Annotated in this window: 18 protein-coding genes; 15 read left to right on the forward strand and 3 right to left on the reverse strand. The window is 70.6% G+C overall.

Annotated elements, in window-relative coordinates; translation table 11 throughout:
- The first annotated feature begins 11 nt into the window (after nucleotides 1-11).
- The 6 genes from BM362_RS17485 to BM362_RS17510 all read left to right on the forward strand — a co-directional run bounded on the left by BM362_RS17485 (nucleotide 12) and on the right by BM362_RS17510 (nucleotide 8,104).
- Nucleotides 12-947 (forward strand): VOC family protein, encoded by a 936-nt coding sequence (locus BM362_RS17485; protein WP_093573879.1) that lies wholly within the window; start codon nucleotides 12-14, stop codon nucleotides 945-947.
- Nucleotides 940-3,453 carry a flavin-containing monooxygenase gene (locus tag BM362_RS50280; protein ID WP_167545346.1) on the forward strand — a complete coding sequence of 838 codons (2,514 nt, stop codon included), beginning with the start codon at nucleotides 940-942 and terminating at the stop codon, nucleotides 3,451-3,453. The genes BM362_RS17485 and BM362_RS50280 overlap by 8 nt, the downstream gene beginning before the upstream one ends.
- A 13-nt stretch (nucleotides 3,454-3,466) precedes the next feature.
- Nucleotides 3,467-4,939: an FAD-dependent oxidoreductase gene (locus BM362_RS17495; protein ID WP_093573811.1), complete on the forward strand. Its 1,473-nt coding sequence runs from the start codon at nucleotides 3,467-3,469 to the stop codon at nucleotides 4,937-4,939.
- Nucleotides 4,936-5,430, forward strand: a complete 495-nt coding sequence (locus BM362_RS17500) for a flavin reductase family protein (protein WP_067581766.1) — start codon at nucleotides 4,936-4,938, stop codon at nucleotides 5,428-5,430. Before BM362_RS17495 ends, BM362_RS17500 begins: the two co-directional genes overlap by 4 nt.
- A 48-nt stretch (nucleotides 5,431-5,478) precedes the next feature.
- Complete coding sequence (locus tag BM362_RS17505; RefSeq protein WP_093573812.1) at nucleotides 5,479-6,318, forward strand: alpha/beta fold hydrolase; 840 nt, start codon at nucleotides 5,479-5,481, stop codon at nucleotides 6,316-6,318.
- A gap of 94 nt (nucleotides 6,319-6,412) precedes the next feature.
- Nucleotides 6,413-8,104 carry a 3-ketosteroid-delta-1-dehydrogenase gene (locus BM362_RS17510; RefSeq protein ID WP_093573813.1) on the forward strand — a complete coding sequence of 564 codons (1,692 nt, stop codon included), beginning with the start codon at nucleotides 6,413-6,415 and terminating at the stop codon, nucleotides 8,102-8,104.
- Nucleotides 8,105-8,172: 68 nt separating this feature from the next.
- On the opposite strand, the gene BM362_RS17515 is transcribed toward BM362_RS17510, so the two are convergent.
- Nucleotides 8,173-8,787 (reverse strand): TetR/AcrR family transcriptional regulator, encoded by a 615-nt coding sequence (locus BM362_RS17515; RefSeq protein ID WP_093573814.1) that lies wholly within the window; start codon nucleotides 8,785-8,787, stop codon nucleotides 8,173-8,175.
- A 281-nt stretch (nucleotides 8,788-9,068) separates the two neighbouring features.
- On the opposite strand from BM362_RS17515, the gene BM362_RS49015 reads away from it, so the two are divergent.
- The 3 genes from BM362_RS49015 (at nucleotide 9,069) to BM362_RS17530 (ending at nucleotide 11,353) form a co-directional block, all read left to right on the forward strand.
- On the forward strand, nucleotides 9,069-9,317 hold the full coding sequence (locus BM362_RS49015) for a hypothetical protein (RefSeq protein ID WP_244287184.1): 249 nt from the start codon (nucleotides 9,069-9,071) through the stop codon (nucleotides 9,315-9,317).
- 677 nt (nucleotides 9,318-9,994) lie between these two features.
- Nucleotides 9,995-10,462, forward strand: a complete 468-nt coding sequence (locus BM362_RS17525; protein WP_067581779.1) for an STAS domain-containing protein — start codon at nucleotides 9,995-9,997, stop codon at nucleotides 10,460-10,462.
- 75 nt (nucleotides 10,463-10,537) lie between these two features.
- Complete coding sequence (locus BM362_RS17530; RefSeq protein WP_067581782.1) at nucleotides 10,538-11,353, forward strand: DUF1206 domain-containing protein; 816 nt, start codon at nucleotides 10,538-10,540, stop codon at nucleotides 11,351-11,353.
- 4 nt (nucleotides 11,354-11,357) lie between these two features.
- On the opposite strand, the gene BM362_RS17535 is transcribed toward BM362_RS17530, so the two are convergent.
- The gene (locus tag BM362_RS17535) at nucleotides 11,358-12,437 is read right to left on the reverse strand and encodes a carboxylate-amine ligase (RefSeq protein WP_067581786.1); all 1,080 of its coding nucleotides are present in this window, start codon (nucleotides 12,435-12,437) and stop codon (nucleotides 11,358-11,360) included.
- Nucleotides 12,438-12,803: 366 nt separating this feature from the next.
- On the opposite strand from BM362_RS17535, the gene BM362_RS17540 reads away from it, so the two are divergent.
- The 6 genes from BM362_RS17540 to BM362_RS17565 are packed head-to-tail and all read left to right on the forward strand — an operon-like array spanning nucleotide 12,804 to nucleotide 18,594.
- Entirely contained in the window at nucleotides 12,804-13,979 is a 1,176-nt protein-coding gene (locus BM362_RS17540; protein ID WP_093573816.1) for a radical SAM protein, read from the forward strand.
- A 5-nt stretch (nucleotides 13,980-13,984) separates the two neighbouring features.
- A complete protein-coding gene (locus tag BM362_RS17545) occupies nucleotides 13,985-14,236 on the forward strand; it encodes an acyl carrier protein (RefSeq protein ID WP_093573881.1) in 252 nt (83 codons plus the stop codon).
- Nucleotides 14,233-15,450: a hypothetical protein gene (locus BM362_RS17550; protein WP_093573817.1), complete on the forward strand. Its 1,218-nt coding sequence runs from the start codon at nucleotides 14,233-14,235 to the stop codon at nucleotides 15,448-15,450. The genes BM362_RS17545 and BM362_RS17550 overlap by 4 nt, the downstream gene beginning before the upstream one ends.
- Nucleotides 15,447-16,361 carry a phosphotransferase family protein gene (locus tag BM362_RS17555; RefSeq protein ID WP_093573818.1) on the forward strand — a complete coding sequence of 305 codons (915 nt, stop codon included), beginning with the start codon at nucleotides 15,447-15,449 and terminating at the stop codon, nucleotides 16,359-16,361. Before BM362_RS17550 ends, BM362_RS17555 begins: the two co-directional genes overlap by 4 nt.
- A complete protein-coding gene (locus BM362_RS17560) occupies nucleotides 16,358-17,398 on the forward strand; it encodes a glycosyltransferase family protein (RefSeq protein ID WP_067581800.1) in 1,041 nt (346 codons plus the stop codon). The genes BM362_RS17555 and BM362_RS17560 overlap by 4 nt, the downstream gene beginning before the upstream one ends.
- Nucleotides 17,395-18,594 carry a condensation domain-containing protein gene (locus BM362_RS17565; RefSeq protein WP_093573819.1) on the forward strand — a complete coding sequence of 400 codons (1,200 nt, stop codon included), beginning with the start codon at nucleotides 17,395-17,397 and terminating at the stop codon, nucleotides 18,592-18,594. Before BM362_RS17560 ends, BM362_RS17565 begins: the two co-directional genes overlap by 4 nt.
- Here BM362_RS17565 and BM362_RS17570 read toward each other — a convergent pair.
- Nucleotides 18,587-19,456, reverse strand: a complete 870-nt coding sequence (locus BM362_RS17570; RefSeq protein ID WP_093573820.1) for a serine hydrolase — start codon at nucleotides 19,454-19,456, stop codon at nucleotides 18,587-18,589. The genes BM362_RS17565 and BM362_RS17570 overlap by 8 nt on opposite strands.
- Nucleotides 19,457-19,702 lie beyond the last annotated feature (246 nt).

The raw sequence follows: 19,702 nt of genomic DNA on the forward strand, positions 1-19,702 counted from the left end.
AGGACCCCATGATGAGCGAAATCAAGGGACTCGGCTACGTCCGGGTCATCGCCACCGACCTGGCGCGCTGGCGCGAACTCGGCTTCGACGTGCTCGGTTTCGCGCCGGGCTTCGGCGACGAGAAGGACGCGCTGCACTTCCGGATGGACGAGCGGCCGTCCCGGATCACCGTCGAGCACGGCGACGCCGACCGCGTGACGGCGGTCGGCTGGGAAGTGCGGGACGCACCCGCGCTGCGCCGGCTGCGGGCGGCTCTCGAAGAGTCCGGGGTGGAATGCACGCCGATGTCGCACGAACTCGCGGACCGGCGCAAGGTCGAGGCCGGCTTCTCCGCCGAGGACCCGGGCGGGACGCCGCTCGAGTTCTTCCACGGGCCGGTGCTCGAACACAGCCCGGTGCTCACCAAATACGCCCACAAGTTCGTCACCGGCGCACAGGGCCTCGGGCACGTGGTCATGCCGACCACCAGCTTCGACGAGTCCTTCGAGTTCTACACCGGAACGCTCGGCTTCCTGTCCCGCGGCGCGTTCCGGATGCCCGGCCCGCCCGAAGCCGGTCCGCTGCGGATCCGGTTCCTCGGGATCAACCAGCGCCACCACAGCCTGGCGATCATGCCGAGCCTGGAAGGCCGCGACCCGGGCCTGATCCACGTCATGGTGGAGGTCGATTCGCTCGACGCGGTCGGCCGCGCCTACGACCAGGTCCTCGCGCGCGATTTCCCGGTGTCCTCCACGCTGGGGCGGCACACCAACGACAAGATGATCTCGTTCTACGTGCGCGTCCCCGGCGGCTGGGACATCGAGTACGGCTACGGCGGCCAGCTCGTCGACGAGAGCTGTTACACCGCCGAGGAAATCACTGCGGACAGCTACTGGGGCCACGAATGGCTCTGGATGAAGGAGATGAAACAAGCGCAGCAGGCCGCCGAGTCCACTGTGGATGTCTGACGTGGAAGACTGTTTCGACGCAGTCGTCGTCGGGGCCGGGATCGCCGGTCTCTACGCGGTGCACGAACTCCGCTCGCGCGGCCTGCGGGTGCGCGGCTTCGAGAGCGCGGCCGGGGTGGGCGGCACGTGGTACCACAACCGGTACCCCGGTGCGCGGTGCGACGTCGAAAGCATCGACTATTCCTACTCGTTCGACGAAGAACTGCAGCAGGACTGGACGTGGAGCGAACGGTTCGCGACCCAGGAAGAGATTCTGCGGTATCTCGACCACGTGGCGGACCGGCACGATCTGCGTCCGGCGTACGAGTTGTCGACCCGGGTGACCGCGGCGGAGTACGACGAACGGTCCGGGCGGTGGACGGTTCGCACCGACACCGCCCGGACCGTCAGCGCGCGTTTTCTCGTGCTGGCTACCGGTGTCTTGTCCGCCACCACCATGCCGGAGATTCCCGGGCGGGACAGTTTCGCGGGCGAGCTGTACCACACCGGTGCCTGGCCGCAGCACGCCGTGGCATTCGAGGGCAAGCGGGTCGGCGTGATCGGGACCGGGTCGTCCGGGATCCAGACGATCCCGGTCGTCGCCGAAACCGCCGCGCAGGTCACGGTTTTCCAGCGGAGCCCCAACTATTCGATCCCCGCCCGGAACCACCCGCTGACCCCGGAGTACGTCGCGGAAATCAAAGCCGGCTATGCCGAACGCCGGCGGCTGTCGCGGATCAGCGGCGGCGGCACGCCCACCAGCCCGCACCCGCGCGGCGCGCTCGAGGTCGACGCCGCCGAGCGGACCCGGATTTACGACCAGTGGTGGGAGCGCGGGGGATACCTGTTCGCCAAGGCATTCCCGGACCAGACCACGAACCTCGCCGCCAACGACACCGCCCGCGAGTACGTCGAGGCGAAGATCCGCGAACTCGTGCACGATCCGGAGATCGCCGAGCAGCTCATCCCGGACGACCATCCGATCGGCACGAAACGCATCGTCACCGACAGCGGCTATTTCGAGACCTACAACCGCGATAACGTCAAGCTGGTCAACCTGAGGCGCACACCGATCAGCGAGATCACGCCGGAGGGAGTCCGCACGTCGGACGCGTTCCACGAACTCGACCTGCTGATCTTCGCCACCGGCTTCGACGCCATGACGGGTTCGCTGTCCCGGATCGACATCCGCGGCCGGGACGGGCGCGCGCTGCGCGACGAATGGTCGGCGGGACCGCGCACCTACCTCGGGCTGGCGGTCGCCGGATTCCCCAACATGTTCGTCGTTTCCGGGCCCGGCAGCCCGAGCGTCCTGGCGAACATGGTGCTGACCGCGGAACAGCACGTGGACTGGATCGCGTCCTGTGTGGACTATCTCGGCGAAAACCGGGTTTCGACCATCGAGGCGACCGAGGACGCCGTGACGCACTGGGTGGCCGAGTGCAACGCCAACGCGGCGGCGACGTTGTTCCCGGCCGCCAGCTCCTGGTACCTCGGCGCGAACATCCCCGGCAAGCCGCGGGTGTTCATGCCCTACCTCGGCGGGCTCGGCAAATACCGGGCGATCTGCGACGATGTCGCGGCCGCCGGATACCGGGGGTTCGTCCTCGGCGATCCCGCGGGCACCGAGGTGAAGGCGATGCTGGCCGGGCTGGCCGGCTTCCCGGACGTGACCCAGCACGATCCCGCCGAGCTGCGGGCGATCATCCGGTCCCGCCGGGCACCGCTGACGCACCAGCCCGCGATGCGGATCGCGGAGGACCGCGTCATCGAAGGCCCCGGCGGCGACCTGCCGCTGCGGATCTACGCGCCACACCACGACGGGCCGCTTCCGGCGGTCGTCTTCGCGCACGGCGGCGGTTTCGTGTTCTGCGACCTCGACAGCCACGACGAGTTCTGCCGCTCCATGGCCGCCGCGGTGGGAGCTGTCGTGATCGCGGTCGGCTACCGGCTGGCCCCGGACCATCCCGGACCCGCGGCGATGGAGGACATGTACACGGCGCTGGTCTGGGCGGCTCAGCACGCCGCCGAGTACGGGGGAGACCCGGCCAGGATCGGCGTGGCCGGCGACAGCGCCGGGGGCAACCTGGCCGCCACGGTGTGCCTCGCGGCCCGAGACCGCGGCGGCCCGCGCATCGCCGGGCAAGTCCTGCTGTACCCGGTGATCGACGACGATTTCTCCACCGAGTCCTACCGGCGCTACGGCGAGGGCTACTACAACACCGAGACCGCGATGCGGTGGTACTGGGCGCAATACGCGCCGGACGGAACCGACAGCCCCTACCTGGTGCCCACGCGGGCCGAGTCGCTGGCAGACCTTCCGCCCGCAGTGGTCGCGACCGCCGAGCTGGACCCGCTCTGCGCCTCCGGCGACGACTACGCGCAGCGGCTGCGGGCAGCCGGGGCACCAGTCACCGCGCACCGGTTCGAGGGCCTGTTCCACGGCTTCCTGACGATCCCGGCGTTGTCCCTGACCGGACCCGCGCGCGAGAAGCTCTGGCAGATGATGCGGGACCTCCTGGCCTAGGAAGGGCTGATCCATGACGACCGACAAACTGCGTCCCGTCCCGGCCGCCGTGATCACCGACTGGCACGAGACCGCGGATGTGGTGATCGCCGGGTACGGCATCGCGGGCGTGTCCGCGGCGATCGAGGCGGCGAGGTCCGGCGCGCAAGTGCTGATCCTGGAACGCACGAGCGGCTGGGGCGGCGCGGCGGCGCTGGCGGGCGGTTTCGTGTACCTCGGCGGCGGCACTCCGCTCCAGCGCGCCCTCGGTTTCGAGGACAGCGTGGAGAACATGGAGAAGTTCCTGCTCGCAGCTGTCGGCCCAGGCGCGGACGAAGCCAAGATCGCCGACTACTGCCGCGGCAGCCTGGAACACTACGACTGGCTGGTCGGCAACGGCGTGCCCTTCCGCGAGGCACTCTGGGACGAACCCGGCTGGGAACCGCCGCACGACGAAGGCCTGGCGTACTCCGGCGGCGAGAACGCGGCCCCGTTCAACGCCGTCGCCAGCCCCGCGCCGCGCGGACACGTGCCGAAAATGAGCAACAAACGCACCGGTGAGCAAGGCGGCGGCTACATGCTGATGAAGCCGCTCGCGGAGACCGCCGAAGCGCTCGGCGTACGCGTTTCCTACGACGTCCGCCTGAGCCGTCTCATCGTGGACGGCGAGCGAGTCGTCGGAGTGCTCGCGCGGCGCTACGGCCGCGAGATCGCCGTACGGGCCGAACTCGGTGTCGTCCTGGCCACCGGCGGATTCGCCTACTCCGAGCAGATGGTCGCCGACCATACGCCGCAGTTGATCGGCCGCCCGGGAGCCGCCATCGAGGAACACGACGGCGTCGGCATCCTGGCCGCCACCGCGTTCGGTGCGGCGACGGCGCATATGGACGCCACCGAGGTCGCGTTCTTCGGCGACCCGCAGATGATGGCGCGCGGCATTCTCGTCAACGGACAAGGCCAGCGTTACGTCACCGAGGACACCTACCCGGGGAGGATCGGCCAGGCGACGCTGTTCCACCAGGACAACCAGGCGTACCTGGTGATCGACGAACAGGCACACGAGGAAGCGCTCGCCACCGAGACCGCGACCCCGAACTTCCGCGTGCCGCCGACCTGGGCCGCGGAGACTGTCGCCGAACTGGAAGCCGACATGGGCCTGCCGAGACTGTCACTGCAAACCACGGTCGATCTCTACAACACCTATGCGGCGCGAGGCGAGGACCCGCTGTTCGGCAAGAAACCGGAATGGCTGCGCCCGCTCGCCGGCGCGGTCGCCGCCTTCGACCTGCGGGGCGCCACCGCCGGCTTCCCGCTCGGCGGCCTGCGAACCGACCTGGACGCTCGGGTGCTGCACGTGTCCGGGGCACCGATCCCGGGCTTGTTCGCGGCTGGCCGCTGCACGGCGGGAATCTGCACCGGCGGTTACGTCAGCGGCGCTTCGCTGGGCGACGGCAGTTTCTACGGACGCCGCGCCGGACGCGCCGCGGCGAAGGGAGACGTTCAATGACCGAACCGTCGGACCCCATCCGGATGCGAACCGTGCTGGGACATTTCGCGACCGGCGTGGTGGCGATCACCGGCATCGACGAGGAAACCGGCTCACCGGCCGGGCTGGCGGCGAACTCGTTCACGTCGGTGTCGCTCGATCCGCCGCTGGTCGCGTTCTGCGTGGCGGCGACCAGCACCTCGTGGCCGCGGGTGCGCTCGGCGGGCTGTTACGCGATCAGCATCCTGTCTGAATCGCAGGAAGCGGTGTGCCGTCAGCTGGCGGCTCGCGGGGTCGGCAAGTTCGCCGGGATCGAGTGGACGCCGTCGCCTTCGGGCGCGCCCGTGGTAGCCGGTTCGCTGGCGTGGATCGAGGCGGAACTCGATACCGAGCACGGGGCAGGCGATCACGCGATCGTGGTTTCGCGGGTGCGGCATCTGTCCTCGTCGGATCTTGAGCCGCTGGTCTTCTTCCGGGGCCGCTACGGACGGATCAGCGCGGGCGTCCGCTGATCGGGAAGGCTGGCCGAACGGCCCCGGTACCGCTGGCAAGGTCGCCCCATGACCCCCGATCTGGTTGAACTCCCCACCGAACACGGCGTGCTGCGCTACCGCGAAAGCGGCGACGGTCCGCCCTTGGTGCTGCTGCACGGTTCCGGACCCGGCGTGACCGGATGGCGCAACTTCGGTGCCAACGTGGCGACCTTCGCCCAGCACTACCGGACGATCGTCCTGGAGTTCCCGGGCTTCGGGGTCAGCGACGATTTCGGCGCCGTACACCCGATGCGGTCCGCCGGGACCGCCGTGCGCGCGCTGCTCGACGGTCTTTCCCTGGACCGCGTGCGCATGGTCGGCAACTCGATGGGCGGGTTCGTAGCGACGGACTTCGCGCTGTCGGCCCCCGAACGTGTCGAGCGGCTGGTCACGATCGGCGGCATCGGAACCCCGATTTTCAGCGCCCAGCCCGGGGAGGGGATCGTCCGGCTCAGCGAGTTCGTCGAAAACCCGGCCCGCGACGCGCTCGTGGCCTGGCTGCGTTCGATGGTCTACGACCAGGCGCTGGTCACCGAGGAGATGATCGAGGAACGCTGGCTCCAGGCGACGGACCCCGCGACCCTGGAGAACTCGCGCCGGATGTACGGCGCGGCAGCGCTGGCCGGGATGGCGGCAGCCGCACGCAGCGCGGAAACCCCGGCCTGGGCGCAGTTGCGCCGCCTCGACGTCCCGACGCTGGTCACCTGGGGCCGCGACGACCGCGTCAGCCCGGTCGACATGGCTTTGCTCCCGATGCGCGCCCTTCCGCGGGGCGAGGTGCACATCTTCCCGAACTGCGGGCATTGGGTCATGATCGAACAGAAGGCCGCCTGGGAAGCCGCTGTCCTGGCGTTCCTCGGCCGCTGATGTTCCGCTGACTGGACTCGGCCGGGGGACCGGCGCGCCCGGCGAAATACGGTGGCCCGGCCTCCCGCCGAGAACGAAGTGGAGTTCGAAGGACATGAAGAAGAAAATGCCCGCGCTCGTGCCGGCCAGGGACACGACCGTCGATCTCCTCGTCGTCGGCTCGGGAACCGGCATGGCCGCCGCGCTCGCGGCCCACGAACGCGGACTGTCCGCTTTGGTCGTCGAGAAGACCGGCTACGTCGGCGGATCGACCGCGCGTTCCGGCGGCGCCTTCTGGATTCCCGGGAACGCGGTGCTCCCGGACACCGGTCCTCAAGCCGTCGCCGACGCGGGTGCCTACCTGGACGCGGTAGTCGGCGATTCGGCCCCGGCCGAACGCGGCCGCGCCTACCTCGAACACGGTGCCGCCGCTGTCGACATGTTGCGCCGCACCACTCCCATGCGGTTCTTCTGGGCCAAGGGCTACTCCGACTACCACCCCGAGGAACCTGGCGGCCGTCCCGAGGGCCGGACGTGCGAATGCCGCCCGTTCAACGCTTCCGTGCTCGGCGGCGAGCGCCCCCGGCTGCGTCCCGGCGTGATGGAGGCCCCGGTCCCGATGCCCGTCACCGGGGCGGACTACAAGTGGATGAACCTGGTGGCGCGCAAGCCGCTCAAGGCCCTGCCGCGGATCTTCGCCCGAGCCGCGCTGGGCATCGGCGGCATGCTGATCGGCCGCGACTACCTGGCGGGCGGGCAAGCGCTCGCGGCCGGGATGTTCGCGGGCGTGCTGCGCGCGGGCATTCCCGTGTGGACAGAGACCGCCCTCGCCCGCCTGCTTCACGACGACGGCCGGGTCACCGGAGCCGTTCTGCGGCAAGGCGACCGCGAAGTCACCGTGCGGGCCCGCCGCGGCGTCGTCCTGGCCGCGGGCGGCTTCGACCACGACATCGAGGCACGGCACAAGTTCCAGTCGCCGCGACTCGGCGAGCACAGCCTGGGTTCGGAAGGCAACACCGGCGACGGCATCCTCGCCGGCCAGGAACTCGGCGCGGGCACCGCTTTGCTGGACCAGGCCTGGTGGTTCCCGGCCTTCGCCCCGGTGCCCGGCGGCGCCCCGGCGGTGCTGCTCGCCGAACGTTCGCTGCCGGGTTCGTTCATCGTCGACCGGACCGGGAAGCGGTTCCTCAACGAGGCGACCGACTACATGTCGTTCGGCCAGGAAATCCTGGCGCGGGAACGGGCCGGGACGCCGGTCGAGGAGATGTGGCTGGTTTTCGACCAGCGCTACCGGGACAGCTACATCCTCGCCGGCCGCTGCTTCCCGCGGCAGCCGCTCCCGGAATCGTGGTACCGGGCCGGAATCGCCCACAAGTCGGACGACCTCGGCGCGCTGGCACAGGCGATGGGCGTTCCGGCCGATTCCTTCCAGGACACTTTCCAGCAGTTCAACGATTGCGCCGCCGCCGGACGCGACACAGCCTTCGGCCGCGGCGACAGTGCCTACGACCGCTACTACGGCGACCCCACGATCGGCCCCAACCCGAACCTGGCCCCGCTGCGCCGCGCCCCGTACTACGCGGTCAAGGTGGTCCTCAGCGACCTCGGCACCTGCGGCGGATTGGTCGCCGACGAACACGCCCGGGTCCTGCGCGAGGACGGCGCGGTGGTGGAAGGACTGTACGCGATCGGGAACACCGCGGCGAACGCCTTCGGCACCTCGTACCCGGGCGCTGGTGCGACGATCGGGCAGGGCGTGGTGTACGGGTATATTGCCGCGCTGCACGCGGCGGGCGCGTCTTCGTAACCTTGGCGGAACGTGCGTGAGGGAATCAGATTCTCTCAGGGTTCCCCTCACGGCCCGCTGAGAAAAGCTTACCGGGGCAGCCGAGTCAGGCCGCTCAACGCCAACCGCAACCCTCGCGCGTCCCACCGCTCGATGTCCCCGAAATCATCCGACCCCCCGCTGCGCACCCACCGGATCAGCGCGTGCCGCATCGTCTGGATCACCAGCAGCGCCGGAAGCTCGCGCAGGAACGGATCCGCGTCAAGCTCGTAATACCGGGCCAGGAACCGGGTCACCGCCTCGCTCAGCCCCTCGCACCATTCCACGAACCGGAGCCGGTACTGCGGCGTGTTGACGATCAGCGTCATGATCTGGTGGTCGTACTCCGGCACCTGCCGCCGGTTCAGCTCCGTGGTGAGCGCGGCCGTCAGGACCTCGACCGGGTCCGCGTCGTCCGGCGCGTCCTCGAGCCCCTGGAGGATGACGCGTTCGCTGCGGCGCAGCAGCGGCATCAGGACGTCCTCCTTGACCGGGAAGTGCCGGTGGAACGTCCGCGGGTTGATCCCGACGATCTCGCAGATCCGCTCGACAGTGACCGCGGTGTGGCCCTCGGCGACGAACAGGTCGCGCGCGGTGAGCGCGATGTTCATCCGCAGCTCCTCGGCCCGGCGTTCGGTGAGAGTCTGCCGTTTCGGGTCCGTCACCAGGACTCCCTCCCTGTCGCGTGCATGGACCGTAGCCGCCCGGACGCGCCTGGTGATGCCCGCTGACCGCTCTGCGGAACAACGCGCCGTCCGGCCACGGGTGTCAGAATATGACATGTCGCGGCGCGGCCCGCGCCGATCCTGCTCGGCTCGTCGTGCCGAGCGGCTGCTCGACCAGATCGGAGGTTCCGTTCGCCCAAGGTGCGTGCTGACGCACCCTTTCCCCGCGAACGAGAATCCTCGTCTTCCATCCTGGGCGCGCGTGCGACAGTTCGCCGTGGATGATCGAGTCAGCGGGCGCGCGGCCAGCCCTGCCGCGGGTCTGCGTCATCGCCGTCACTTCCGGCTCGGTGAGCGACGCCGAACTGGGCAGCGCGATCCTCGAAATCACCGCGATCGTCCGCGCGATCTGCTCTCGGTGCTGTCGTGCGATGCCGCCGCGTACGTCGCGCAGTTGTGCCGAGACGAGGGAATTCCGTTGCTGGGCGGCGGAGGGACGGATTTGTGGCCCGGCTTCGCCGAAGCGCTGAAGGGCAGCTCTCGACCGGACGCGATCGTGTCGTTGACCGACAGCCAAACCCCTTGGCCGGACACGAAACCGCCGTGCCGGACAGCGGCGGGCCTGTTCCGGCGGGAACATCCAGTGAACGAAGACAATCCCGGCTGTCGGCCGGAGGCCCCGCCTGAGTGGGTTCGGGTGGTCGTGGCGGGGTGGGCTGGTGTCGGTCTTTGCCTGGCCTGAGTGGGTTTGGGTGGTCGTGGCGGGGTGGGCTGGTGTCGGTCTTTGCCTGGCCTGAGTGGGTTCGGGTGGTCGCGGCGGGGTGGGCTGGTGTCGGTCTTTGCCTGGCCTGAGCGGGTTCGGGTGGTCACGGCCGGGTGAGCTGCTGTCGGTCTTTGCCCGGCCCGGACGCCTTGCCGGGTGCCCGGCCGCCGCGGCGCACGCGTCGTGTTCTCGGGCGTGTCCTGCCGAATTCCGCTGACCAGCCACCGGATTCCCCCTCGGCGAGCGCGCGGCGCCGGGTACCCCATACCGCCGGCCGGGTGAAACGGGGTTGCGCAAAACGGGTGCCCCGGAGGTATCTTGGCGGCATCGCCGGTCAGGCCTTCGCCGCACCTGACCAGCCGGCGAGGGGGACTTCCGGCAGCCCGGCCGGTGCCGCCCGTTCCCGGTCCCCGCCCCGCTTTTCGCGAGGAGGGAACGAAAATCATGCACAGCAACGCCCCGCCGTTGAGCTTGACCGTCGTATGCCCGCTCGGCCGTCCCGTGACGACGCTCACCCGCACCGCGAAGTCGACTGTGGTCTCCCTCGCCGGGGACCTCGACGCCGCCGACGTTCGCCGGCTCCGCCGGATCGTGTCCGGCGAACTCGGGCTGCGGCCGCCGGCCCTGCTCGTGGATCTGACCGACGTGCCGTTCTGCTCGGCCCGGGTCCTGAAATTCCTCGCCGAACAGGCCGACGACGCCCGCGCCGTCGGCGTGCGATTCGCGGTGGTCGCGCAGCAGCGGGCTGTGCTGCGCCCGCTGGCGTTGCTGGGCCTCGACCGCGTGCTGCCCGTCGTGGGCAGCCTCGACGAAGCCGTTCTGAACGCGCGCACGCGACGCAGAACAGCGCAGCCGATCGCGCCGCCGCCCTGGCTCAAGCGAACACGTCCTCTGTGGACTAACCCTCCGTGAACCTAGGCTCACTAAGGTGGCGGATTGCGCCACCTGGCCCAGTGGCAGGGCGGCCACAGCGGGTATCCCCACCGCATGAACCGGATCGCCGCCAAAGTCGCCCGAGGAGAAAAGACCGGCACCGCCCAGCTGCTCGGCCGGGCGGGAATGGCCTGTTACGCGCTCGTGCACCTCGTCCTCGCCTACCTCGCCGTGCGGGTCGCCTTCGGCGGCGGCGGGCAGCCCGACCAGAAGGGCGCACTGCAAGAGGTCGGGTCGACGGCGTTCGGCCAGGTCCTGCTGTGGGTGCTCGCGGCAGGCCTGGTCGCGTTCGGACTGTGGCAGTTCCTGATGGCCGCGACCGGATACACCTGGACCAGCGGCGGGAAACGGACGCGCAAACGGTTCGGCGCCGCCGCGCGAGGAATCGTCGTGCTCGCGCTGGGCGGCACCGCCTTCCGCCTGGCCGCGGGCGACGGCGGCGGCGGTTCGAGCGATCAGGCTCAGCAGGAGTTCACCGCGAAGCTGCTCCAGCTGCCCGCCGGTCCGGCGCTCGTGGTGGCCGCGGCCGCGATTGTGCTCGGCGTAGCGGTCGCGGCGGGGGTCAAAGGCGTGAAGCGGAGTTTCCTCGAAGACCTCGACCCCACCGGGTTGCCCGGCAAGACCCGTCGTTGGGTCGGGTGGCTGGGCAGCACCGGGTATCTGGCGAAGGCGGTCGTTTTCGCGGTGACCGCGTTCCTGCTGGGCTACGCCGGTTTCCGCGCCGACGCGAAGCAGGCCGGCGGGCTGGATGCCAGCCTGAAGACCCTCGCCGCCCAGCCGTTCGGCACGGTGCTGCTGACGGTGGTGGCGTTCGGTCTGGCGGCGTTCGGCGGTTATTGCCTGGCCGCGGCGTGGGCGCATCGCCGCTGACGGACTAGGGGGTACCGGCGAGCAGGTCCACGACGTCCTCGCCACGCCCCCGTTCGGCGAACCGACGCCGTTGCCGGTCCGCGCCGCTGCCTTCGGCGCACAGCTGCGCCGTCGCCTCCTGAGCGAACTCCAGATCCCCGGCTGCTTCCAACGCGGACGAGGTCAGCTCGATCAGATCGGCGAGCACCGCCTTGGCCGGCGCCAGGTCACCGCCGCGCGGGTGCGGACAGCAGCCGCTGACGCCGTCCCGCGACGCGCGCCAGAGGTGGGCGCGCAGGACTTCGTTCGGCAGGTCCGGCGGGGGACCGTCGTCCGCGAGCGCGGTGGCGACCAGGCCTCGCGCGAGTACGCCGAGCAAGACCGCTTCCTCCGGCGTCGCGGCGACGTCGGCGATGCGGAACTCGATCGTCGGCTGGTTCTCCGAGAGCCGGACGTCCCAGTAGACCATCCCGCGGTCGAGGATCGCGCCCGAGCGCAGCCACGCGTCGACCACGCTTTCGTACTCGTCGAGCGACGCGAACCGCGGCGGCGGCCCGGCTGAGGGCCAGCGGCTCCACTGCTGGTAGCGCCAGCTGCGGTAACCGGTGTCGTAACCGTCGGCGATCGCGGAATTCGTCGTCACGGTCAGCAGCGCGGGCAGCCACGGCCGGATCCGCCCGAGCACCTGGACGCCGGTCTCCTTGTCCGGGATCGCGACGTGCACGTGACAGCCGCAGGTCGGCGACGTTCGCGCGATGGCGCCGAAATGCTCGCCGATCCGTTCGTAGCGCGGACTCGGGGTGACGCCCGGCAGGCCCGTTTCCGGCACCGGCGGCGAGGCCGACGGCAGCAACCGGCAGTGCTGCCGCCGAGCGGCCGCGGCCAGGTCCGCGCGCAGTTCGCGCAGCCGCTGCAGCGCCTCGTCCCGGGTCCGGCAGACGTCGGTGGCGATCTCGGCCTGCGACTGGATCAGTTCGTGCTGCAGTTCGCCGTTGTCGCCGCCCGTTTTCGCGGCGCGGTCGACCACGTCGTCTGCCTGCGCCAGCCGGCCGTCGCGGTCGACGACGAAGAACTCCTCCTCGATGCCGAAAGTCAGCTCGTTCACCGATGTTCTCCTGGGGTCGGGGGCATCGGAATACCCGGGCGGCTCCGCGCGCAAACGACGCCCGGACCGCGGGCGGCGGGGCCGATCGGGAATAGCGCCGCATTTTCGGCATCGATCACCGAAGAAGAGATCTTCTGCCCGGCGGCGAAAGAAGCCGCGCCGGGCCGAGGCAGTCGCGGGAATGGGGGCAGCGGATGATGAGGCGCGGAAGGATCCGCTGAAACTGCGGAGCGTCTGGAAACCCGTGCCCGGCTGGCGGCGATTGTCCCGTTTCCGCGGTCTTCCCCTGCCGCCCGGCCTAGGGGTGTCGCCGCCCTCTCGGCGTTCCTAACCTCGGAACGAGCCGCAACCGGAAGGGGACGATCAATGCGTCCGCTGACCACGAGAACGTTGACTGCCAAGGAATTCGCGGACCTCAAGCACACCGTGGCGCTCCGTTCGTCGGCACGCCGGGCCGTCGCGGAGGACCCGGCCTACGCCACGCCGCTGCCGAGGGAACTGTGCCTGCAGCTGACGTATCGCTGCAATCTGCGCTGCAGCCATTGCTACCAGTGGAGCGAACAGGGTTTCTTCCGCGACTTCGGCCCCGCCAAGCAACGGACCGAGCTTGACGTGGATATCGTGGCGAAACTGCTGGATGCCACGGAATCCGTGCGTTCGAAGGTATTCGTCTGGGGCGGCGAGCCGTTGCTGCACAGCCGGTTCGGCGACATCGCCGAGCTGTTGCGCCGTTCGCCGCGCACGATCACCGTCTGCACCAACGGGTTGCTCTTCAAGCGCAATCTCGACCATCTGCTGGCGCTCGGCGAGCATCTCAACCTGCTGGTGAGCCTCGACGGCCTCGGCGCCGACCACGAGGAGCTGCGCGGCCGCGGCACTTTCGCCCGGACCACGAAGAACATCGAGCTGATGCTCGGCCTCAAGCGCGAAGGCGTTTTCGCGGGCGAGGTTTCGGTGAACTGCATGGTGTCGCACCGGACCGTGCACACGATGTACGAATTCATGGAGTGGGCGGAAAACCTCGGCGTCAACACGGTCTACTTCCAGTTCCCGTGGTACATCAGCCCGGAGGTGGCCGAGGCCATGGACCGGGTCTACGCCGAGTCGTTCGCCTGGCTGGCTCCGCGGACCGGCACCGCGCGGCCGACCTGGCATTCCTACACCTACCGGCTGCCTCCGGAATGCCTGCCGCGGCTGCGCGAATCGATGGCGCGGCTGGCGTCCCGGCGGTGGCGCGTGCGGATCCGCTACCAGCCGCAGCTCGAACCGGACGAGGTCGAGGACTTCGTGCTCGGCACGCCGAAACCGGCGCAGCACCGCAGCCGGTGTCTCGCGGTGTCGAACCGGATGGAGGTGCACGCCGACGGCAACGTCAGCTCGTGCAAGTTCTTCCCCGAGTTCGTGGTCGGCAACCTGTACGAGACGGACCCGGTGCGGTTGTGGCACAACGAATCTTTCCGCGAGGTCCGCCGCATCCTCGGCGCGAACGGGATGATGCCCGTCTGCTCGCGGTGTGTCCTCCTCTACCTCAACGGAGTGTGAGTTCCGTGGCAGACCTCGAACGCAGGGTCGCCGACGTGCTGGTCGCCGTGCTGGACAACGGAACCGCGGCCGGGGAGATCGGCCAGGACGCCGACCTCGTCGACGACTACGGGCTGGACTCGCTGCAGATGATCTCCTTCCTGCTCGGCGTCGAGGACGAACTCGGCGTGCAGCTGGACTACGAGCACCTCGAACTCGACGACCTGCGCGTGTTCGGCCGGTTCACCGGGTTCCTGCGGACGCTCGCGACGTCATGACCGCGACGGCGCGCTTCGGCACCTTCGACGCCGAACGCTGGTGGCGGCCCGCGGATCTGGCCACGCTGCCGGCCGCTCCCGGCGGCGCCGCGGCCGACGACCTGGACGAACTCCTCGCCGCGGGGTGTTCGCCGGGAGACCTGCTGCTCACCCGCCGCGCCCCGGCCCGGGAGATCCGTGCGTCGCTGGCCGAGTGCGGCATCGAGTTCGACCACCACGCGGTTCCGGCGCCGCCGGGTAGCCCGATCGAGCGAGCTGTCGACGCGGAGACGCTGGCCGGACGGCCGGAGATGGCTCCCTATGCAGTGCTGCCGGACACTGTCGCACTGGCCGCGCGGCTCGGTCGCGCTGACCGGCTTCCGGCCGCGGAAACCGTGGCGGAGGTCAATTCCAAGACCTGGTCGCACGCACTGGTGCGGTCGCTCGGCCTGCCCGGTGCGGGCGTCGTCGTCCGGTCCGCGGCCGAACTCGCCGCGGCGGTCGGCACCCGGCCGAGCGTGGTGAAAGACCCGTACGGAGTCTCGGGCCGCGCGACCCTGGAAGTGACCACGCCCGGCGTGCTGCGCGCGGTCACCCGCACGCTGGAGGCGCAGAAAGCACGCGTCGAACTCCTGGTCCAGCCCCGGTTCGACCGGCGCACGGACTTTTCGGCGCACGTGCGCATCGACGCCGGCGGGCGCTGGGAAACCCTTGGCGTGCAAGTGATGCACAACCGCGGCTTCCGGCACGCCGGATCGGGACCCGCCCCGGACGCGCTCCTCGCCGAGCTGGCCGCGACCGGATACGGCGAAACCCTCGCCGCGGTAGCCGAAGCCCTGTCCGCGGCGGGCTACCGGGGGCCGGCGGGCGTGGACGCGATGGTGCTCGCGGACGGGACGCTCGTGCCGGTGCTGGAGATCAACGCGCGTCAGTCCCTGGGACTGTTGTCGCTGCTGCTGGATCGCCGCGTCCGGCCGCACGGCCTGCGCTGCCACCTGTGGCGGTTCGACCTGAAAGTCCCGCCGGGCAAGGGGATCGGCGACCTCTTCGCCGCGCTGCACCGGCTCCGCTATCGAGGCGGCACAGCCCCCGGAGTCGCCGTGGTCGGCGGCAGCGGCCTCGCCGCACCAGGCGGCCGGATCTACTGCGCGCTGATGGCCCGCCCCGGCGAGAGCGCGACCCTGCGAGCCGGTCTGCTCGACGCGCTCTCGGCAGCCGGAATGGAGGCCAGATGATCGCCGAGGTGCTCGCCGCGGCCGGGGTGCGGCAGGCGGAATGGTCGTCGCTGCCCGGGGCGACCTTCAACACCGCCTACCGGGTCCGCCCGCCCGGCCTGGTCGTCAAGGTCTCCCCGCCGCCGGACGCACCCGCGCTGACCTACGAACGCGGCCTGCTGCGCACCGAAGCGCTGTTCTGCGAAACAGCCGCAGCCGCCGTGCCGGTTCCGCGCGTGGTGCACACCGACTTCTCCGGACGCCTGGTCGACGGCGACGTCCTGGTCATGACCGAACTTCCCGGTGACAGCTGGGCCGCCCGCCGCGTGCCGCCCGCGGAACGCCCCGCGCTGCGGACCGAACTCGGCGGCCTCGTGGCCCGCCTGCACCGCATCACCGGCGCCGGATTCGGCTATCCACGCAAGCTCTCGCCAAGCTGGCGCGCAGCGTTCACCGCGATGCTGGACGCAGTGCTGGCCGACGCCGAACGGTTCGCCGCCGCATTGCCGGCTCCGCTCGACCACATCCGCACGACGCTCATGGCGCGCACCGGCGTGCTGTCCGAGGTGCGGACCCCGGTGCTGGTCCACTTCGATCTGTGGCCCGGCAACATCCTGCTGGGCGACTCCGGGATCACCGGCTTCGTCGACGGCGAACGCGCGTTCTGGGGAGACCCGCTCGCCGACCTGGTGTCGACGGCCCTCTTCGGCGACGTCGAACGCGACGCCGGCTTCGTGCGCGGCTACCGCGAAGCGGGCGGCGAGCTGGTCTTCGACGACGCGGCTCGCGTCCGGCTCGCGCTGTACCGCAGCTACCTGTACCTGATCATGCTGGTCGAGACGGTGCCGCGCGGAGGCGGCGCACCCGCGACGATCCAGCTGGCCGCCGCGCATCTGCGCCGGGCCTTGACGTTCCTCGGGAGGTCGTCGTGATCGAAGTTCTCACTTCCGGCGTGGCACTGGGTGTGCACGTGCCGGGTCTGCTGCTGGCCAGGCGACTGCGCGAACGCGGCGCGGCCGCCGACGTCAGCGTGCTCGAACGGCTGCTGCCACCGCGGAAACTGGCCATCACCGCGGAGATGAAATGGGCCTTCCACCGCGACTTCCGCCTCGCCAAGGCCGGGCACCGCCTCGCGACCGACCCGGCGGCGGTGACCGATCCGGCCGCCGAAGCGGAACTCTTCGCCCGCTGGGACGCCGAGCAGGTCGAGACCTTCGTGCTCTTCTCCGGGTTCTGGCTGCCGATCGTCGAGCGCTACCTCGCGCGCGGCCGCACCGTGCGCGTGGTGCTGTGCCACATCGATGCCGTCGCCTCGCCGTCTTTTCGGAAGGCGGCCGGATGGCAGATGCCGCACGAAGACGTCTTCCTGGTGGACGGGGCGTCGATGACGGTCCCGCGCAGCGTGCCGGTGAGCGCGCGCCCGCCGCTGTCGTGGGCGGAGCGCGAGCCCCGGCTGTACCTGCACGGCGGCGGCTGGGGGATGGGCACCTACCGCGCGCACGTCGCCGAACTGGCCGGCGCCGGGTTCGCCCTCGACGTCCTCGCGTATCGGGAGTCCGATGTGGACTCCCGCCCCGGGATCCGGCACTTCATGCTCGACCCCGAGTGGCATCCCTGGCACGACAACGGTTTCCCGCCGCTCCGGCCCGAACGCAGCGGGACCTACACCCGCGGCGAGGCGCACCCGGACTCGTTCGAACTGGTCCGCTCGGCACGGGCGACGGTCAGCAAACCCGGCGGCGGGACCTGCCTGGACTCGCTGTGGGCCGCGACCCCGTTGCTGCTGCTGGAACCCCTGGGAGCAGCCGAAAAGCGCAACGCCGAGGTGTGGCAGAAGCTCGGTTTCGGCCTCCCGTACGCAACGTGGCGGGACAGCGGCTTCTCCGTCGGCTTGCTCGCCGAAATGCACGAGAACCTGCGGCGAGCGCTGCCGGGGATCGCCGACTACTCGGCGGAGCTGGCCGCGTGAACACCCGCCCGCTTTCGGTGTTCCAACGGGCGATGCTCGACTGCGGCCCGGACTTCACCGGGCAGTGGTTCACCATGAACGCCGTCCTCCGGCTGAGCGCGCCGCTCGACCCGGACGTGCTGTCCGCCGCCTTGACGAACCTGATCGCCCGGCACGAGATACTCCGCACCCGGGTGACTGACGAGGCCCAGGTGGTGTCCCCGCCCGGTCCGCCGGTTTTCGAGGTGCACCAAGGCAGCGACCCGGCCGACTGGCTGCACGCGCCGGTCCCGCCGGAGTCCGGACCGCTGGTGGTCCGCCTGGTGCGCGGCGATCCCGGCCTGCTCGCCGTGCATCTGCACCATCTGGTCGCCGATCCCGGCACGGTCTGGGCCGTCTGCCGGGAGCTCGCCGCGCTGTACTCCGCCGAACTGGGCGGCCCCGCGCCGCCGATGCCCGCCGCTCAGTACGGCGACTACGCTGCGGCCGAAGCCCGCCAGCGCCGGACAACGGAAGCCGGAGACCGGGCGTGGTGGGAAACCGCGATGGCCCGGGACTTCGTGTCAGTTCGGAAAGACGAGAACGGTCCGCCCTACGCCGAGCGCGCGACGCTGCTGCCGAAGGCCGGGCTGGCAGCGGTCCACCGATTCGCGCGGACGCATCGCACCACCCCGGCCACGACGTTGTTCGCCGCGCTCGCCTGCGCGATGCGGCCCTGGACCGGACCGGGGCCGCGGGTGTTCACCACTGTCTTCGGCCTGCGGGACCGTCCGGAGTGGCGCCGGATGCTGGGCCCCTGCCTGCTCACCGCGTATGTCCCGCTCCCGGCCCCGCCGTCGCGGCTGACCCCGGAGTACGCCGTCGAGGTCCGCGACGTCCTGCGCGACTGCCGCCGCCACTGCCGGTTCCCGATGCCGGAAGTCCGGGCGTTCCGCGAGACTCCGGACGCGGTGCCGTTCTACGAGTACGTTCCCGACGACTGGCCCGAACCGTATGAGTTCGGCCCGGTCACCGCCCAGGTCGTCGCGGCTGCCGGGCCCAAGGACACGCGCGCTCCCACGACCCTCGCGATCCGTTCCCGTTCGACCGCCGAGGGCACGGTGACCGCGCACGTTTCCTCCGACGGCCGGGGCTGGTCGCGTGACCGTGTCCGCTCGCTGTGGCCGGCGGTCGCCGGGCAGGTCGGGGCCGGGGCCGCACCGGACTCGCTCAGGTGAGTTCGCCGGCAGCGACGAGCGAGTTCTTCAGCGCCCCCGTGGCCGTGGTGAGCGCCTTGGTCGCAGTGGCGACATCGATGCCGTCGTCCCACGTGCTCATCACCGCGACCGCGAACGTCCGCGACTCCGTCCGGACCAGGCCGGTCGTGTTCAGCACCCGCCGGCCCTCCGACGTGCCCCAGCCCTGTTTGATCGCCCATGCCGCACCGGGGAAGGCGCGCGGAATCCCGAAATGCTGGTCGAACCCGTCGGCAGCGGTGAGCGGGGCGCTTTCCAGCGCCTCGGTGAGGAAGTCGCGTTCCTCGTCCGGCCGGCCCGAGGTGATGTGCCGATAGACCGCGACGACGTCCTCGGGCGACATTTTCGTCGACCCCCACTGGCCAGGCTCGCCGGGCGGCGAAGTGTGCGAGAGCCCCAGCTTCCCCGCCTGCCGCCGGACGATCGCCGGTCCGCCGAGTTGCTGCCAGAACCGGCTGGCGACGCGGTCGTCGCTGGCCGCGAGCATGGCGTGGACGGCGTCGGCCTCGCTGCCTTCGGGGACTCCGGACCGGTCGAGGAGGTCGAGCGCGATGAGCAGTTTCACCACCGACGCGGTCGCCTGCGGCTGATCGGCTTTCCAGCCGACCTCCACCGCGCAGGCGTCGAGGTCGACGACCTCGATCTCGAGCCGGGGGTCGTTCCCGTTGCTGAGCAAAGCTTTCCGGGCTTCGGCGACGGCTGTGGGGTGCTTGCCCGCTGCCGGAGCGGGGGCCGTTCTGCACGCGGCTCGCCAGTCAGTGCCGCCGGAACCGGCGGTCAGGCAGATCGCGGCGGCCAAACCTCCCGCGACGGCGAGGGCGGCGAGCCCCACGAGCATCTTCATCGATGCGAACTCCTTCGGCGACGGTCCGCTTCCGCGGGAAGCGGGAGCGCTCCGAAGGTAGGGAGACCGGGGGAAGGACAGGATCGTCCGAAAAGTCCGTCCATTCAGGCCAGTCGGCGGGCAACCCTGTCCGGGCATCGGCCATCTGGCCGACCCGAGGCGTGCTGACCTGCGACGACGCGACGGCCGGCGACGGTGCGGCGAGGGCGGCCGAGGGCCCGCACCCGGCGACGGCGGCGAGAGCCG

The organism is Amycolatopsis rubida, from assembly GCF_900115345.1.
Taxonomy (GTDB): Bacteria; Actinomycetota; Actinomycetes; order Mycobacteriales; family Pseudonocardiaceae; genus Amycolatopsis; species Amycolatopsis rubida.

Excerpts from the sequence above, each read along its gene's own strand:
- BM362_RS17485 (WP_093573879.1), top strand. The coding sequence starts at position 12 with ATGAGCGAAATCAAGGGACTCGGCTACGTCCGGGTCATCGCCACCGAC.
- BM362_RS50280 (WP_167545346.1), top strand. The coding sequence starts at position 940 with ATGTCTGACGTGGAAGACTGTTTCGACGCAGTCGTCGTCGGGGCCGGG.
- BM362_RS17495 (WP_093573811.1), top strand. The coding sequence starts at position 3,467 with ATGACGACCGACAAACTGCGTCCCGTCCCGGCCGCCGTGATCACCGAC.
- BM362_RS17500 (WP_067581766.1), top strand. The coding sequence starts at position 4,936 with ATGACCGAACCGTCGGACCCCATCCGGATGCGAACCGTGCTGGGACAT.
- BM362_RS17505 (WP_093573812.1), top strand. The coding sequence starts at position 5,479 with ATGACCCCCGATCTGGTTGAACTCCCCACCGAACACGGCGTGCTGCGC.
- BM362_RS17510 (WP_093573813.1), top strand. The coding sequence starts at position 6,413 with ATGAAGAAGAAAATGCCCGCGCTCGTGCCGGCCAGGGACACGACCGTC.
- BM362_RS49015 (WP_244287184.1), top strand. The coding sequence starts at position 9,069 with ATGATCGAGTCAGCGGGCGCGCGGCCAGCCCTGCCGCGGGTCTGCGTC.
- BM362_RS17525 (WP_067581779.1), top strand. The coding sequence starts at position 9,995 with ATGCACAGCAACGCCCCGCCGTTGAGCTTGACCGTCGTATGCCCGCTC.
- BM362_RS17530 (WP_067581782.1), top strand. The coding sequence starts at position 10,538 with ATGAACCGGATCGCCGCCAAAGTCGCCCGAGGAGAAAAGACCGGCACC.
- BM362_RS17540 (WP_093573816.1), top strand. The coding sequence starts at position 12,804 with ATGCGTCCGCTGACCACGAGAACGTTGACTGCCAAGGAATTCGCGGAC.
- BM362_RS17550 (WP_093573817.1), top strand. The coding sequence starts at position 14,233 with ATGACCGCGACGGCGCGCTTCGGCACCTTCGACGCCGAACGCTGGTGG.
- BM362_RS17555 (WP_093573818.1), top strand. The coding sequence starts at position 15,447 with ATGATCGCCGAGGTGCTCGCCGCGGCCGGGGTGCGGCAGGCGGAATGG.
- BM362_RS17570 (WP_093573820.1), bottom strand. The coding sequence starts at position 19,456 with ATGAAGATGCTCGTGGGGCTCGCCGCCCTCGCCGTCGCGGGAGGTTTG.